14 protein-coding genes are annotated in these 15,239 nt (G+C 52.2%); 11 read left to right on the forward strand and 3 right to left on the reverse strand.

Annotated elements, in window-relative coordinates; genetic code table 11:
* The first annotated feature begins 268 nt into the window (after positions 1-268).
* The 3 genes from HUF18_RS06275 to HUF18_RS06285 are packed head-to-tail and all read left to right on the forward strand — an operon-like array spanning position 269 to position 3,840.
* Complete coding sequence (locus HUF18_RS06275; protein WP_225691541.1) at positions 269-1,186, forward strand: ABC transporter ATP-binding protein; 918 nt, start codon at positions 269-271, stop codon at positions 1,184-1,186.
* 8 nt (positions 1,187-1,194) lie between these two features.
* Complete coding sequence (locus tag HUF18_RS06280; RefSeq protein ID WP_225691542.1) at positions 1,195-1,929, forward strand: ABC transporter permease subunit; 735 nt, start codon at positions 1,195-1,197, stop codon at positions 1,927-1,929.
* Positions 1,930-1,947: 18 nt separating this feature from the next.
* Positions 1,948-3,840, forward strand: a complete 1,893-nt coding sequence (locus HUF18_RS06285) for a Gldg family protein (RefSeq protein ID WP_225691543.1) — start codon at positions 1,948-1,950, stop codon at positions 3,838-3,840.
* An 83-nt stretch (positions 3,841-3,923) separates the two neighbouring features.
* Here HUF18_RS06285 and HUF18_RS06290 read toward each other — a convergent pair whose 3' ends face one another.
* The gene (locus tag HUF18_RS06290) at positions 3,924-4,184 is read right to left on the reverse strand and encodes a SlyX family protein (RefSeq protein ID WP_145469187.1); all 261 of its coding nucleotides are present in this window, start codon (positions 4,182-4,184) and stop codon (positions 3,924-3,926) included.
* Between the two features lie 133 nt (positions 4,185-4,317).
* Between HUF18_RS06290 and HUF18_RS19690 the strand changes: the two genes are divergently transcribed.
* Positions 4,318-4,809, forward strand: coding sequence for a cold-shock protein (locus tag HUF18_RS19690; RefSeq protein WP_274704259.1), 492 nt, complete (start codon positions 4,318-4,320; stop codon positions 4,807-4,809).
* Positions 4,810-4,875: 66 nt separating this feature from the next.
* On the opposite strand, the gene HUF18_RS19610 is transcribed toward HUF18_RS19690, so the two are convergent.
* On the reverse strand, positions 4,876-5,004 hold the full coding sequence (locus tag HUF18_RS19610) for a hypothetical protein (protein WP_255605848.1): 129 nt from the start codon (positions 5,002-5,004) through the stop codon (positions 4,876-4,878).
* A 249-nt stretch (positions 5,005-5,253) separates the two neighbouring features.
* On the opposite strand from HUF18_RS19610, the gene HUF18_RS06300 reads away from it, so the two are divergent.
* Both HUF18_RS06300 and HUF18_RS06305 read left to right on the forward strand, forming a co-directional pair.
* Positions 5,254-7,221 (forward strand): TonB-dependent receptor plug domain-containing protein, encoded by a 1,968-nt coding sequence (locus HUF18_RS06300; RefSeq protein ID WP_225691544.1) that lies wholly within the window; start codon positions 5,254-5,256, stop codon positions 7,219-7,221.
* A gap of 102 nt (positions 7,222-7,323) precedes the next feature.
* Entirely contained in the window at positions 7,324-8,049 is a 726-nt protein-coding gene (locus tag HUF18_RS06305; RefSeq protein ID WP_225691545.1) for a 4'-phosphopantetheinyl transferase family protein, read from the forward strand.
* Here the strand turns inward: HUF18_RS06305 and HUF18_RS06310 are convergent.
* Positions 8,032-9,228, reverse strand: coding sequence for a TolC family protein (locus HUF18_RS06310; RefSeq protein WP_255605849.1), 1,197 nt, complete (start codon positions 9,226-9,228; stop codon positions 8,032-8,034). The genes HUF18_RS06305 and HUF18_RS06310 overlap by 18 nt on opposite strands.
* 281 nt (positions 9,229-9,509) lie before the next feature.
* On the opposite strand from HUF18_RS06310, the gene HUF18_RS06315 reads away from it, so the two are divergent.
* From HUF18_RS06315 to HUF18_RS06335, 5 genes are read left to right on the forward strand one after another with little or no spacing between them, the layout of a single operon-like run.
* Positions 9,510-10,730 (forward strand): isochorismate synthase, encoded by a 1,221-nt coding sequence (locus HUF18_RS06315; protein ID WP_225691547.1) that lies wholly within the window; start codon positions 9,510-9,512, stop codon positions 10,728-10,730.
* Positions 10,727-12,385 (forward strand): (2,3-dihydroxybenzoyl)adenylate synthase, encoded by a 1,659-nt coding sequence (locus HUF18_RS06320; RefSeq protein ID WP_225691548.1) that lies wholly within the window; start codon positions 10,727-10,729, stop codon positions 12,383-12,385. The genes HUF18_RS06315 and HUF18_RS06320 overlap by 4 nt, the downstream gene beginning before the upstream one ends.
* A 9-nt stretch (positions 12,386-12,394) precedes the next feature.
* Positions 12,395-13,279: an isochorismatase family protein gene (locus HUF18_RS06325; protein ID WP_225691549.1), complete on the forward strand. Its 885-nt coding sequence runs from the start codon at positions 12,395-12,397 to the stop codon at positions 13,277-13,279.
* 2 nt (positions 13,280-13,281) lie between these two features.
* Positions 13,282-14,034: a 2,3-dihydro-2,3-dihydroxybenzoate dehydrogenase gene (gene dhbA, locus HUF18_RS06330; protein ID WP_145469195.1), complete on the forward strand. Its 753-nt coding sequence runs from the start codon at positions 13,282-13,284 to the stop codon at positions 14,032-14,034.
* A 35-nt stretch (positions 14,035-14,069) separates the two neighbouring features.
* Positions 14,070-15,239, forward strand: a complete 1,170-nt coding sequence (locus HUF18_RS06335; RefSeq protein WP_225691550.1) for an efflux RND transporter periplasmic adaptor subunit — start codon at positions 14,070-14,072, stop codon at positions 15,237-15,239.

Consider the following 15,239-nt stretch of genomic DNA (forward strand, 5'->3'; position numbering starts at 1 on the left):
GCCTGCGGAGTTTACCCTGCAAGTCTGTAGGTTTAAACGGTCTGATCGCGCGGGCTGTGACGTAATAGGCAGTCATGGCGCCTTTATCGGTGGTTGTACAGGTTATTGTCCGGAAATGGCCCGGTTGTCGCTGTTTATGGCGCAGACCGGCTGTTTCAGGAAACAAAATGCCATCTTTATGGTCTGGTTTTTACCTTTTAGGTTGTTCTGTGCGGCAGGTGGTTGCGGCCTGCCGGCGTTACTGATCATGGCAAAATAGGGAGTTGATATGATTGAAGTGCAACATCTGACCAAGCGTTTCGGCGGTTTTACCGCTGTAGACGATCTCTCTTTTGAAGTCAGGCCCGGCGAAGTGCTGGGTTTTCTCGGGCCAAATGGTGCCGGTAAATCAACCACCATGAAAATGCTGACAGGTTTTCTGCCGGCAACTTCCGGTACGGTTTGTATTGGTGGTTATGACGTGGCACAGCATCCGGTGGCGGTGAAACGCCAGATCGGCTATCTGCCGGAAGGTGCCCCCAGTTATGGCGATATGAGCGTGCTGGCATTTCTGCGTTTTATTGGTGAGGTGCGCGGTTATCGTGGTGCCGAGCTGCGTCAGCGCCTGGCCCGTGTGGTTGAACAGGTTGGCCTGCAGGACGTACTCAAACAAGCAGTGCAAACCTTGTCTAAAGGGTATAAGCGCCGCGTTGGTCTGGCGCAAACGCTGTTGCATGATCCGGCCATTATGATTCTGGATGAGCCAACCGACGGTCTCGACCCTAACCAGAAGCAACAGGTCCGTCAGCTGATCACTAATCTGGCGGAAGACAAAATGGTGATTATTTCCACCCATATTCTTGAAGAAGTTTCAGCGGTTTGCTCGCGGGCGATGATTATTGCTGCGGGTAAAAAAGTCGCCGATGGCACTCCGGCCGAGCTGGAAGCCCGCTCGCGTTATCACCAGGCGATATCGGTGCGTTTTCAGCAGCCGGTAAATGCTGCCGCCGCCTTTTCTGCATTGCCTGAAATCAACGAGGTTGATGAGCTGGAACAGGGGCAGAGTTATCTGTTGTTTCCGCAGCCGGGTGCGCGTCCGTATCACGCGGTGAATGCCCTGATTGAACAGCAGGGCTGGGATCTCGACACGCTGCATATTGAGCGTGGACGTCTGGATGATGTTTTTCGTCAGTTGACCGGAGTCTGAACAGCACTATGAATACATTAATGACGATTTGTAAGCGCGAATTTTCTGCTTATTTTGCAACCCCGGTTGCCTATGTTTTTATTTTTATCTTCCTGGTGATGTCCGGCGTCTTTACCTTTTATCTGGGTAACTTTTATCAGCGCGGGCAAGCCGATCTGCTCCCATTTTTCAACTTTCACCCCTGGCTGTATCTGTTTTTTATGCCGGCGGTGGCGATGGGGCTGTGGTCGCAGGAGCGCCAGCTGGGCACCATTGAACTGCTGATGACGCTGCCAGTTACCCTTTGGCAGGCGGTACTGGGAAAATTCCTCGCCGCATGGCTTTTTGCCGGTCTGGCGTTGTTGTTAACCCTGCCGCTGTGGCTGACCGTTAATTATCTGGGCACGCCGGATAACGGCGTGATTCTGGCCAGCTATCTGGGCAGCTGGTTAATGGCCGGTGCCTTTATTGCTGTAGGCTCCTGTATGTCGGCACTCAGCCGTAATCAGATCGTTGCCTTTATTCTGACCGTGGTGGTTTGCTTTGTGCTGATGCTGAGTGGTTTTCCGCTGGTGCTGGATTTTTTCCGCGGCTGGGCCTCTGAAGGTTTGCTGGATCTGATTGCCAGCCTGAGTTTCCTTACGCACTTTGAAGCCCTGGCGCGTGGTGTGGTCGATATCCGCGACCTGCTGTATTTCGTGTTGGTTATTGCTGTGTGGCTGCTGGCGACAACACAGGTTTTAACCGTTAAAAAATCTGCATAAACAGGACAGGAGAGCGATATGAAATTCAAACTGTTTTCACTTCTGGCACTGTTGCTGGGCTTTATTGGCGGAGCGTTTTTGCTGAACCAGCTGGGCAGTGGTGCGCGTCTCGATTTAACCGAACAGAAACTCTACACCCTGTCAGAGGGAACGCGGAATATTCTGGCACAGCTGAACCAGCCGGTTGAGCTGGAGTTGTATTTCTCGCAGAAGGCCAGTGCAGATCTGGTGAAAGTGCGTGCTTATCAGCAGCGTGTGCGGGAATTACTGGATGAATATGTGATGCTTGCTGGTGGTAAGCTCAGTCTGAAAATTATCGACCCGGCACCCTTCTCAGAAGAAGAAGATCAGGCCACCGCTTATGGTCTGCAGGCCGTGCCGGTATCGGTCAGTGGCGATAACCTGTATTTCGGTCTGGTTGCGAAAGCCCAGCTGCCGCAAGCCGCAGAAAATCAGGGCTCAGATGAGAAAGCCGAAGACGCAGGCAAAGAGCAGGTGGCGCAGCTGCCTTTTCTGCAGCCTGACCGCGAGGCCTTTCTTGAGTATGAAATTACCCAGCTGATTTATCAGGTGCAGCAGAGCAAGCCGGTGGTGATCGGCTTACTCAGCGGACTGGATGTACGCGGCGGCTTTAACCCGCAAACCGGCCGCCCGGCGCCGGCCTGGATGGCGATAGATCAGCTGGATGGCCCTTATGAGTTGCGCTCACTGACGGCCGGACTGGATCATATCGATGACGATATTGACCTGCTGCTGCTGGTGCAGCCGCCGGAGCTGACCGACAGCGCGCTGTATGCGATTGACCAGTTTGCGTTAAAAGGCGGACGCGTATTGGCGTTTCTTGATCCGGTTGCTGAAACCGCACCGAATGGCGGCCTGATGGGAATGGGCGACAGCGGCTCGGCCAGCAGTCTTAATAAACTCCTGCAAAACTGGGGTGTGGGCTGGAACCCGGATCAGGTGGTGCTGGATGCTGCCAATGCGCTGGTGGTGAATCAGGGGCCGGGGCGTCCGCCGCTGCGCCACTTTGGTTTGCTGGCGCTGCATCCGGAAAGCCTGAACGCCGATGATGTGGTCACCGCTCAGCTTGAAGCCATTAACCTCAGCAGCGTTGGGCATTTTACCGCGCTTGAAAATGCGCTCAGCAGCATCGAACCCTGGCTGTACAGCAGCACGGAAGCCATGCTGACGGACGCCAACCGGCTGCGCATGGGGGGCGATTTAATGGCGCTGCAGCGTGACTTTGTACCGGCCAATGAAGAATTTAATCTGGCTGTGCGCGTGCAGGGCAAAGCGGATTCTGCTTTCCCGGATGGTGTTGATGGCGTAAAAGCCGACACTCATCTGGCCTCAACGGAGCGCCTGGCGGTCACGTTGGTGGCCGATACCGACGTGCTGTCTGACCGTTTATGGGTGCAGGTGCAGAACTTCTTTGGTCAGCGCATCGCCTCTCCCTGGGCAGATAACGGCGCCCTGCTGGTGAATCTGGCCGATCATCTGGGCGGCAGTGCTGACCTGATCAGCCTGCGTGCCCGTGGACAATACAACCGTCCATTTGAACGGGTAAATACTTTGCGCCGCGATGCCGAGCAACAGTTTCTGGCCAGCGAGCAGCGTCTGCAGCAGGAACTGGAAGAAACCGAGCAGCAGCTCAGTGCTCTGCAGGACCAGCGTGACGGTGATAATGGCGTGCTGACGCTGTCGGCAGAGCAGCAGGCCGCGCTGGAGCAGTTTCAGCAGAAGAAAATCGAAATCCGCAAAGAACTGCGTAATGTGCAGCATGAGCTGGATAAAGATATCGAAGCGCTGGGCATGCGCCTGAAAGTGCTGAATATCTTTGTGCTGCCGTTGTTGTTTACCCTGTTATTGTGGGGGCTGGTGGCCTGGCAGCGGCGCCGGCAGAGCCTTTGATCATTTGATTAATAGTGCCAATAAAGAAGCCGGGCTTAGCCCGGCTTCTTTATATCTGCCTGTTACTGCTCCGCTATGGGCTATCAGTAATGCGGCGGCGGCGGTTCATCGGCCATTGCTTCGCCGGCAGAAGGGTTCTGCTGCAGTTGCTCCAGCTTACGGTGCATCAATTGCATGGCCTGTTTGGCCAGCAGGAATTCCTGGCTAAGGGTCGATACCTGGTCATTCAGGCTATCGATGGTGTCTTCCAGGAAGGCAATACGCATTTCCAGTTCGTCGATACGTTGTTGCGCCAGCGGTTGTTTATCAGGCGCTGCAGCGGAAGCCGGTGGCTGTTGGCTCATAGGTGTGTTTATACCCTTTAGCTATCGTGTTGATTTTTTTAATGAATTGGGCTTTCATAGCCCACTTGTCAAAGGCCCGCGGGCCAACGATTTTGTTACAGCTGTGATATTAACGAGTGATACGAGAGAACGCATGGGTAAATTGATATTACGTAAAATTATTGTAGCGCTGGTGTTTGCTGCAATTGTTCCTTTCATTGTTGCCGGCATCTTTACTTCGCTGGTGACAGGTCTGCAATTGACCGACGGTACGGCGCTGACCGCCGATAACCTGATGAATGTCGCCGGTATGACCGAGCTGCTGCTGGCTGTTGCCGTTCTGACACTGGTTACCAGCCTGCTGTCAGCGCAGTTGGTTCCTTCCCGTCGCCGTCGTTTCCGCTCCAGTGGTACCGTTGTGGAAAGCGATGTTGAAGATGGTCGCGAGCGTGGTGTGGTTAAGTGGTTCAACGTGAAAAAAGGTTTTGGCTTTATTACCTGGGATCAGGGCGAAGATGTGTTTGTGCATTTCCGTTCTATCCGCGGTCAGGGGCACCGCTCTCTGACTGAAGGTCAGCGCGTGAAATTCACCGTAGTGCGTGGTCAGAAGGGCCCGCAGGCGGAAGATGTTTCAGCGGTTCGCTGAAGCCTGAAACCGATACAAAAAAAGCGGCTGTTGCCGCTTTTTTTGTATCTGCAGTTTTTAGTTCTGCTATGCCTTGTGGCTTTGTGCCTGACTGATGGACCGGGTATCGGTCTGATGCAGGCCGGGTTCATCGCAGCCCTGGGGCTCGGCGAACCATTGCAGAATCAGAGTGAAATATTGCCAGAGCAGTGTCATAGCGAGTCCTCCCGCGTTGTCTTATCTGAGTGTAGACAGGGCTCGGGAGGTTGCCAGCAGGCCGGTTTTTCAGGAACTGGCGCCTTGCCGACTACCGGCCGCCATAATCTTCCACAGACAGCTTATTTGGAGTACTCAATACTCATTATTAAATACGAATGATTATCAAATATTGTAATGACTGTGATAGTCGCATACTATCTGCCGAGTTCTAAATGATAATCAATGTTATTTATTGGGGAGGAGTACATGAACTTCAGATATTCAGTACTGGCATTTGCTCTGGCAAATGCATCAATGGTTGTCGCCGCAGAAGAGCAGACCAGAGAGTTAGAGAATATGGTGACGACAGCAACGCTGTCGGCCCGGGATTCGGCAACCGTGCCGGCTTTTACTACGGTAGTCACCGCGGAAGATATTGAACGGTCGGCGGTAACCAGCCTGGCAGATCTGCTGCGCGATACCGTAGGTGTGCATAATTCCAACGACAGCCTGGGACGTGATGAATTACGTATCCGTGGCCTGGGGGGCGATTACACCCTGATTTTGGTGAATGGCAAACGTGTTTCCTCTGGTTCTGCGTTCGCCAAAGGCAGCGATGTGGATTACAACTCAATTCCGCTGAACAGTATTGATCGCGTTGAAATCATCCGTGGCCCTATGTCTTCTGTTTATGGTGCCGATGCGATTGGTGGTGTACTGAACATTATTACCAAAGCACCGACTCAGGAATGGAGCGGCAACGTATCTGCTGAATACCGTACGATTGAATCGGGTGAAGATGGTCAGCAGCAGCGCTTGGGAGCTTCTGTCCGTGGTGAGCTGGCACCGGGTTCGCGTCTGTTTGTGGCCATTGAGCAAAAGCAACACGATGCCTGGTATGAAGATCGTGCCGATAAAAAAGCGAATGAGCCTCCGCGATTGGAAGAGAAAACCTCGACCAATCTGTTTGTCACACTGAGCCAGGATCTGAATGCAGAACAAACGCTGGATGTTGATCTGGCGCTGAATAAAGATGATCGTCCATTGGGTGTTTATGCTTCCGGTCCGCGTACTCGTGAACAGGAGTTGGAGCGTATGGAGCTGGCTCTGACTCACACCGGTCGCTGGGGTTGGGGTACAACAACAGCGTTCGTCAAACATGAAGACTCTGAGGTAAAAGACTTTAACTCATCTTATGCTGCTCCACAGACTCACAATACCGGTGAACAAAATCTGTATGCCAAAGCTTACGCCAATGTAACGGCCGGCAGTAATGCCATTGTTGCCGGTATGGATTACCGCCATCAGGAAATTGAAGACAAAACGACCTACCTTAAAACCGGTAAGCTGTCGATTGATGAGCTGGCAGCTTTTGTTCAGGATGAAATTACCGTCGCTGATAATCTGTTCGTTACTCTGGGCGGACGTTTGGATAATCACGAAATTTTTGGCTCGAATTTCTCACCGAAAGCTTATGTGGTGTATCAGATTAACGATGCGCTTACCGTTAAAGGTGGAGTGAGTAAAGCCTTTAAGGCGCCGGATGGCAGTTACCTGAGTGCGGAATACAGCATTAGGAGTTGTGGTGGTGCCTGTGATCTGGCCGGTAATCCGGATCTGAAAGCCGAAACCAGTATTAACTATGAAGCGGGTATCGAACTGCGTCAGGATACCTGGGAAATGGCACTGAGCTGGTTCAATAATGATATTGATGATCTGATTGAGCGCCAGATTACTTATGATACCAACAATGATCCGGTTGCCGCTGAATGGATCAACGTTGCTAAAGCAAACACCAATGGTTTTGAACTGACAGCCTCTGCCGATGTGCTCAGTAATCTGACTCTGTCGGGCAATATGACGTATCTGGACACCGAATATGAAGATGCAGCCGGTGAGAAGTTTGTGCTTACCGGCCGCCCTGAATATGAAGCCAATACGACAGTCGACTGGCAGGCCAGCGATGCAGTTTCTGCTTTGTTGAGTGTGAATTATCTGGCGGGTATGCAGTATTCCAGCTGGGCAAATAATGGTGGTACCTGGGTGCAGGAGTTTCCGGTTGCAAAATCTTACTACCGCACCGATCTGGGTGTTGTGGGTAAGGTTTCTGATACCTTTACGCTACGTGGTGGTGTGAAAAACCTCACCGATGTGCAGCTGAGTGAAATCGATCCAAGTTATACCCTGTTCGAACTGGGCCGTAACTACTACGTCAGTGGAACTTATAACTTCTGATAGTCAGTAGCATCAGGATTACTGAATCCGGGTAAGGAAAAAGCACACATAAATTCTTGTGTGCTTTTTATTGCCCATCAGAATGTTCGTCAGGGAGAGATCATGGTTTTTACACAGGGAGACGTATTTCTTTGCCGGCAGATGTTGTCGCTTTCGGATTTTAACGCGGATGATTTTGAGCGGAAAAATATTAAATTGCCGCAGAAAATAGCAACGGCTTCACCTGTGCGTCAGGCGTCTTATCTGGCCGGACGCCAGGCAGCCCGGCAGGCTTTGCAGATGGCGGGTGAGTGCGGGGGATTTAATATTGGCAGTGATGCTGGTGGTTGTCCGCAGTTCCCGCCAGCGGTGGTGGGGTCGATCAGCCATGTGCGTACGGGCGAGTGTATTGAGGCGGTTTGTCTGCTGGCCAGAACAACGTCGGCCAGATCCCTGGGTGTTGATCTGGAAAATATAATGAGCCGGGATATCGCTGCGGCGGTGTTCAATCAGGTATGTGATGCATCTGAAAAACTGCTGTTAAAAAGCAATCTGAATTTTACTGAAAACGTGGCATTAAGCCTGATCTTTTCTGTTAAAGAAGCGTTATATAAAGCCCTGTGGCCGGAAGTGAGGCAGGTTTTTGATTTTACCGATGTCGCGGTAATTGCTGTTCATCCGCTTTGTCAGACTCATCATTATCTGTATTTACCTGATCAAATACAGTGCGGCTATTGTGATATAACGCTGAAAAGAACACTGGCTCCGGGAGTAACACAGGGACGCTGTTATCGCGCTGACTGGATTCTGACAGATAAACAGGTTCTGACTTCAGTTCTCGTCAGCTGAAAACCAGCGGTTCATCAAAGCTACATCTGTTTCATCAAGAGCGCCGGCATAATATTTCAGTTCCATCAGGTGAGTCATATAGTCGCTGCGCGCATTGGCGAACTCTTTTTCTGCCGCCGATAATGTACGCTGAGCATTGAGGACATCCACCATGTTGCGGGTTCCAATGCGATGGGCACTGCGTGTTGCGTTCATGGCAGACGTAGCGGAAATAATTGCTTGTCGGCGTCCGTTAATATTCATCACATCATAGCGTATCTGTCGTAACAGGCGGCGTAGCTCAAAGCGTACTGCCCGCCGGCTTTCTTCCTGCTGATGTCCGGCAGCGATAGCTTGCCAATGAGTTTTCTGCTGCTCACCATAGTGGCTGCCTCCGGCCAGTAATGGCAGGGTGATTTTGGCCGAGAGCATCGTTGTCGTTCCTTCATCATGTTTATTACCGTAACTCTGCGTATGCTGAACGGTGGCAGTAAAATCGGCCTTGGGAAAATGTGCGGCTGCAGCTGATTTATTCAGCAGCCGCATTTTAATTTCTTCCTGTTGAGCCTGTTGAATCTGTGGATGATTAATTCCATCCGACAGCAACCACTGGTTCAGCTGTTGCTCATCAGGCAGCTGTAATTCAAGGCCGGGTGTAAATGGTGTAACAGCACTGACCGGCTGACTGCTGATACGGCTTAGTATTTCCAGTTGCAGGCTGAGCTCTGCCTTGGCTGAATGAGCCGCTGCATACGCATTATCGAGTGCGGCCTGTGCTTCCAGCACTTCTGTTTTTACAACAAGCCCCGCAGTATGGCGCTGGCTGGCATGGTGCAATGCTTCAGTAAACGCCAGGGTATCAGTGTTGGCGGCTTCCTGTGCGGCGATTGCCCGCAGGGCGTCTGCGTAAGTCCGGATAAGTGTCAGCAGCCATTGTTGCTGAGTGTCACTGAAGGCTGTTTTTGCTGCTGCGCTTTCTGCATAAGCTGCGCGGTAGTCATACCAGGCAACCGGATCGAACAGACTTTGTTGCAGAATTATTTCCCCTGACCGGCTGCCGCTATTACCTGTCTCATCATCTGTACTGGTCACTTCCAGCCGTGCATTTATCTGCGGCAATAATTTACCAAGAGCAATATCTGCGGTGAGTTGGTCAGCGGCCAGTTGCGCCCTCGAGCTGTTTAAAGTTGGGTCTGTCATCTGGCCCGCTTTAAATAGTGATAATAAATCATGGGTTTCAGCCTGGGCATGATTTGTAAGAAGAATTAGTGAGAGAAAACCTGAAGAAAGCGGAACAGGAGAAAAAATAAATCCCGGTTTCTGGCGGCGGAATGGATTAAAAAAGAATTTCATAAAATCCGTTTAAATAGCAGAAGAAAAAAATAGCCAATTCTTGCTTGACGTTTGTTGACACTCATCCTGATGGTGATGTACCGTAAAATGATAAGCATTATCATTAGCGTTTGAGGCTGAGGTGTCAAGTGAATAACCCTGTATCCGGTATTGAGGAAAATTCCTCTCATCCTGTTTTGGCTTCTGGCATCAGCGCTCATCCTGATGCGGAAAACGCCTGCTTTTTTTATGCTTCATCTCAGGGGTGCATTCAGGCGCGGGGTATCGCAGAGGCTGTTTGTCAGCCTGTAGGTGTTGATGCTGTTCAGCGGCTGCAGTTTTTACGTTCAGTTGATTCAGCATTAAATCGTGCGCGCGCTTATGGTCAGAAACGCCCCTTGGTAATGGGCTGTATTCCATTTGATCGTACGCAGCCAGCCACTCTTTATGTACCCCGCGAGAGCGAATTTCTGACGGAGTCGCCAGTTTTACCTGTGCCTGATTTGGCAATAAGGTCGCGTGTTATTTCCTGTGACAGCGTGCCGGGTGAGCAGCGTTTCCGGCAATCTGTAGAGCAGGCTGTGGCGAATTTCCGTCTTAGTGATATTCGCAAAACGGTTCTGTCTCGGGTTCTGAATGTGGACCTTGACCGGCCACTGGATGCTGGTTCTGTTTTTCAGCGATTACGTGCACAAAATCCATCGGGATATCATTTTCGTTTTCCACTGGCCGATGGCTCTGAGCTGATTGGTGCCAGTCCGGAATTATTACTGCGCAAGCAGGGGCGGAAAATTATTTCGAATCCTCTGGCGGGTTCAGCACGCCGGCGTGCAGATGCAACAGAAGATCGCCAGGTCAGTGAGCAGTTATTACGTTCAGCGAAAGATGCATACGAACATAAGCTGGTAATTGATGATATTCGTCAGGTTTTATCCCCCTGGTGCGAGGAACTTGATATTCCCGATGCTCCGTCGTTAATCAGCACTCCGGCTATGTGGCATTTATCAACCTGCATTCACGGTCAGGTTAATGATGCGACTATGAATCCATTGAAAATCGCTACTGAGTTACACCCTACGCCTGCTGTTTGCGGCTCTCCTACCGCTCAGGCATATAAACTTATTCAGCTTATAGAACCCTATGAACGAGGGCCATTTGCAGGAATGGTCGGCTGGTGTGACGGTGAAGGCAATGGTGAGTGGGTGGTGACTATCCGTTGTGGGCGTATCACTGCAAACCGGATCCAGATCTTTGCTGGTGCGGGTATCGTCGCAGACTCGTCGCCGGAAAGTGAATGGGCAGAAACCCGCGCAAAAATGCAGACCATGCTCAATGCGCTGGATGCCGATTTTTCCGGAGTAACACTATGAGGCCTTCTCTGCCGTTTAACCGTTGGCCGCAGGTTCTGGAGGATGAATATCGCGGGCAGGGATTCTGGCTGGACTTACCGCTCAGCAATATTCTGCAGCGCCATCGTGATAATCAAGGTACTGCTGTTATCTGTGGTGAACGACATTTTTCTTATGCAGAGCTGAATCGTTTAAGTAATAACCTGGCAGCGCAATTTGTCCGTCGTGGTTTAGGTGTTGGTGATACTGCACTGGTGCAGCTGCCGAATATCGCTGAATTTTACATTGTTTTTTTTGCCTTACTGAAAGCCGGTATTGCCCCGGTTAATGCACTTTTCAGTCATCAGAAACTGGAGTTGCGTGCTTATGCCAGTCAGTTGAATCCGGCATTACTGGTGATCAGCCATGAGCACCCGTTGTTTACCGATGAGGTCTTTACTGCTGAATTAAAGACACTGGCTCCGGCACTGGATTTGGTCTGTTCTGCAGGGGAAAGCAATTTTGCACTGCATCTCAGCAGTCTGTGTTCCATGACCGTTGGTGTTGACGTTGACGTGGATGTTGACGCGGATATTGACTGTAACAGTGCAGCAGAAGAGGTTGCATTTTTTCAGCTCTCAGGCGGCAGTACAGGTACACCCAAATTAATTCCCCGGACACATAACGATTACTACTATAGCGTACGCCGCAGTGCAGAAATCTGTCAGCTTGATGGTGCCACACGTTATTTGTGCGCATTACCTGCGGCGCATAATTATCCGCTCAGTTCGCCGGGAGCATTAGGTGTCTTCTTTGCCGGTGGCTGTGTCGTTATGGCGCGTGATCCTGAACCTCTGCGCTGCTTTTCCTTAATTGAAAAATACGGTGTGACTATGACTGCGCTGGTGCCATCAGCGGTCATTCTGTGGTTACAGGCGGCCCCCGGTTATCAACAGCAGTTAAGCAGCCTTAAATTACTGCAGGTAGGCGGAGCCAGTTTTGCTGAAGCTTTGGCACGACGTGTCCCTGTTGAGCTTGGCTGTCAGTTACAGCAAGTGTTTGGTATGGCCGAGGGTTTGGTGAATTACACCCGCCTGAATGACAGTGATGAGCGTATTTTCACTACTCAGGGATGTCCGATGAGCAGCGCTGATGAAGTGTGGGTCGTTGATCCTGAAAGTCACACACCTGTGGCCTGTGGTCAGACCGGAATGTTAATGACCCGTGGTCCTTACACGTTTCGCGGTTATTTTAACGCCGCAGAGCATAACGCCAGCGCCTTTAATCCGGATGGATTTTATATCTCCGGAGATCTGGTGACACAGGACGAAAACGGCTACCTGAGAGTAGTCGGCAGGGTAAAAGATCAGATTAACCGTGGCGGTGAAAAAATCGCCGCTGAAGAAATTGAAAATATTCTGTTGCGTCACCCTGATGTATTGCAGGCAGCGTTGATTTCTGTGCCGGATGCTTTGCTCGGTGAAAAAAGCCTGGCCTGTATCGTTGCGCGCCAAACCGCAGGGCAGAGTGAATTAAAGCCTGTCGCGCTGCGCAAATACCTGCGTGCTCAGGGGGTCGCTGAATTTAAGTTGCCTGACCGCTTTCAGTTTATGGCCTCGCTGCCACTCACCGCCGTCGGTAAAACCGACAAAAAAGAATTACGTCAGCAGATTTTTACTGCTGCACCTGCTATCTGAGGTTTTTTTATGAGCATTCCCGATATCACCTCCTATTTATTGCCCGCAGCCGACGAGCTGCCAAAAAATAAGGTTAACTGGACGGTCGACAGCCAGCGTGCGGTATTGCTGGTGCATGATATGCAGGATTATTTTCTGCGTTTTTACGGCAAAGACAGCCCGCTTATGAGCGCTCTTACCGACAATATTGCACGTATCTATCAGTGGGCAAAGCAGCAGGGTATTCCTGTGGTGTATACAGCACAGCCGGTGGAGCAGAGCGATGCCGAGCGTGCGCTGTTAAATGATATGTGGGGGCCGGGTCTGACTAAGGCCGATCCTGCGCAATGCAAAATTGCTCAGGCCATTGCCCCGGCTACAGATGACACTGTACTGGTTAAATGGCGTTACAGCGCTTTCCAGCGTTCTGAGTTGCAGGAAAAAATGCTCGGCTGGCAGCGTGATCAGTTAATCATTGTTGGTGTTTATGCACATATTGGCTGCCTGACCACGGCGCTGGATGCCTTTATGCGTGATATTCAGCCTTTTATGGTGGCGGATGCGGTCGCTGATTTTTCCCACGCTGAACATGTCATGGCACTGAAATATGTGGCAGGCCGCTGCGGTTCTGTGATCACAACTCAGGATTTATTTGCTGAAAATAACAAGGCCGGAATACTGACCCGTGAAGGTCTGCAGACGCGTCTGTTGCAATTACTGGAAATCAGCGCCGATGAATTCGACGGCGACGAACTGCTGGTCGATTACGGTCTGGATTCGGTGCAGGTAATGCAGCTGATTGGTGAATGGGATAAAGCCGGTATCCGCGTGCAGTTTGAAGAGCTGGCGCGCCAGGCCACCTTTAATACCTGGTGGGATTTACTCAGTCGCCGGCAAGCGGCAAAGGCGGCATAAATATGGCCGCATTTGATTTTTCCGGACGCCATGCCTGGGTTACCGGTGCCGGTCAGGGGATTGGCTGGCAGGTCGCGCAGCAATTAACGGCGCTGGGTGCTGACGTCACAGGTTTTGATCTGGCTTTCAGTCAGCCGCCGGCAGCCTATGCGTTTCGCCGGCAAACACTTGATCTGAGTCGTGACGGCGATGTGCAGGCCTGTGTGGCGGATCATCTGCACCATGCAGTGCCCGATATTCTGATTAATGCGGCTGGTATTTTACGTCTGGGCGGTCTCGACAATCTGACGATGGCCGATTGGGATGCCTGTTTTGCCGTTAATGTGCGTGCCGTCTTTTCTATGATCCGTGCACTCAGTCCGGCGATGAAAGAGCAGCGCCGTGGCAGCATTGTAACGGTGTCGTCCAACGCGGCCCATGTGCCACGGCTGAATATGGCAGCGTACTGTGCCTCTAAAGCAGCCGTGCGCAGTTTTGCCCAGTGTGCGGCTCTGGAGCTGGCGCCTTTTGCTGTGCGCTGCAATCTGGTTTCGCCGGGTTCCACCGATACCCCAATGCTGCGTGCCATGCTCCCCGATGGCTATCAGCGCACCATCGGCGGTCTGCCCGAGCAGTACAAACTCGGTATTCCGCTGGGCAAGGTCGCGACCCCGGCCGACATCACCAACGCCGTTATTTTTTTAGCCTCTGATCTGGCAGGCCATATCACCATGCATGATCTGGTGGTGGATGGCGGTGCCACGCTGGCGGCATGACGCTGCCATCTTTTGTGAAGGAATTTATAACCACCATGAGTTATTCGATATCCATTCGGCGGAGGCTGTGTCAGTTGTCTCTGCTGTGGTCGCTGCTGTTATTGACCGCCTGTTCGTCCGCTCCGGAGCCGGCTCCTGAAGAAGAAACTCCGGCAAAGGTTTCGGTGCTCACTCTGCAGTCCGGCCCGGAAATTCTGACCAGTGAATTACCTGGTCGGGTATCGGCTTTTCGTTCGGCGGAAGTGCGTCCACAGGTGAGTGGCATTGTGGTGCGGCGCCTGTTTGAGGAGGGCGCTGATGTTACGGCAGGGCAGCTGTTATACCAGATTGATGATGCCAGTTACCGTGCGGTGGTTGCCCGTGCTGAAGCCGGGCTGGCCGTCGCGGAGGCCAGTCTGGTGAACTTAAACATCAGTGTGGAGCGCTATCGTCAACTGGTGGACAGCGAAGGGGTCAGTCAGCATGAATATGAGCTGGCGCTGGCGTCTTATCAGCAGGGCGTGGCCGAGGTAAAAGCGGCGCGTGCCGAAGTGGATGCCGCACGTATTGATCTTGAACGCACCGGTATCCGCTCTCCCATTGATGGCCGTATCGGCCGCTCACTGATCAGCGAAGGCGCGTTAGTGGTGGTCGGGCAGAATGAACCGCTGGCAACGGTGCGCCAGTCTGATCCTGTCTATGTGGACATCGTTCAGTCCAGTCGCGATCAGGTAAGTATCCGCCGTCGCCTGGCTTCCGGCGAGCTGTTGTCAGGCAGCCAGCAGGTCAGATTGACGCTGGAAGATGGCAGCGCTTACCCACTGGCCGGAGAGCTCAAGCTGACGGAAATGAATGTCGATGCCGATACCGGCGTGGTCACCATGCGCGCCCAGTTTGCCAATCCACAGGGCCTGCTGTTGCCTGGGATGTATGTCCGCACCCGGGTTGAGCAGGGCGTGGCACCTGCACTGTACAGAATCCCGCAGCAGGCCGTACGTTACAACGAGCGTGGTGATGCCACAGCCTGGATACTGGACAGTGATGGCCGGGCGCAGCTCAGTGTTCTGAATGTTCAGGGCCAGTCCGGCAGTGACTGGCTGGTGTCGGCCGGAGTGCCGGATGGTGGGCGGCTGGTGATGGAAGGCAGTCTGCGCCTTTGGCCGGGGCGGATTACCGAAGCCCGCAACTGGGCAGATACCCTGCAGATACAGGCGGAGGCTCAGTAA

It is taken from the genome of Thalassolituus sp. ST750PaO-4 (genome assembly GCF_020320405.1).
GTDB classification, from domain to species: domain Bacteria; phylum Pseudomonadota; class Gammaproteobacteria; order Pseudomonadales; family Oceanobacteraceae; genus Venatoribacter; species Venatoribacter alkanivorans.

Coding starts and splice junctions, on each gene's coding strand:
- HUF18_RS06290 (WP_145469187.1), bottom strand. CDS start 4,184: ATGAGCCAACAGCCACCGGCTTCCGCTGCAGCGCCTGATAAACAACCG.
- HUF18_RS06320 (WP_225691548.1), top strand. CDS start 10,727: ATGAGGCCTTCTCTGCCGTTTAACCGTTGGCCGCAGGTTCTGGAGGAT.
- HUF18_RS06310 (WP_255605849.1), bottom strand. CDS start 9,228: ATGACAGACCCAACTTTAAACAGCTCGAGGGCGCAACTGGCCGCTGAC.
- HUF18_RS19690 (WP_274704259.1), top strand. CDS start 4,318: ATGGGTAAATTGATATTACGTAAAATTATTGTAGCGCTGGTGTTTGCT.
- HUF18_RS19610 (WP_255605848.1), bottom strand. CDS start 5,004: ATGACACTGCTCTGGCAATATTTCACTCTGATTCTGCAATGGTTCGCC.
- HUF18_RS06300 (WP_225691544.1), top strand. CDS start 5,254: ATGAACTTCAGATATTCAGTACTGGCATTTGCTCTGGCAAATGCATCA.
- HUF18_RS06275 (WP_225691541.1), top strand. CDS start 269: ATGATTGAAGTGCAACATCTGACCAAGCGTTTCGGCGGTTTTACCGCT.
- HUF18_RS06305 (WP_225691545.1), top strand. CDS start 7,324: ATGGTTTTTACACAGGGAGACGTATTTCTTTGCCGGCAGATGTTGTCG.
- dhbA (WP_145469195.1), top strand. CDS start 13,282: ATGGCCGCATTTGATTTTTCCGGACGCCATGCCTGGGTTACCGGTGCC.
- HUF18_RS06325 (WP_225691549.1), top strand. CDS start 12,395: ATGAGCATTCCCGATATCACCTCCTATTTATTGCCCGCAGCCGACGAG.
- HUF18_RS06280 (WP_225691542.1), top strand. CDS start 1,195: ATGAATACATTAATGACGATTTGTAAGCGCGAATTTTCTGCTTATTTT.
- HUF18_RS06285 (WP_225691543.1), top strand. CDS start 1,948: ATGAAATTCAAACTGTTTTCACTTCTGGCACTGTTGCTGGGCTTTATT.
- HUF18_RS06335 (WP_225691550.1), top strand. CDS start 14,070: ATGAGTTATTCGATATCCATTCGGCGGAGGCTGTGTCAGTTGTCTCTG.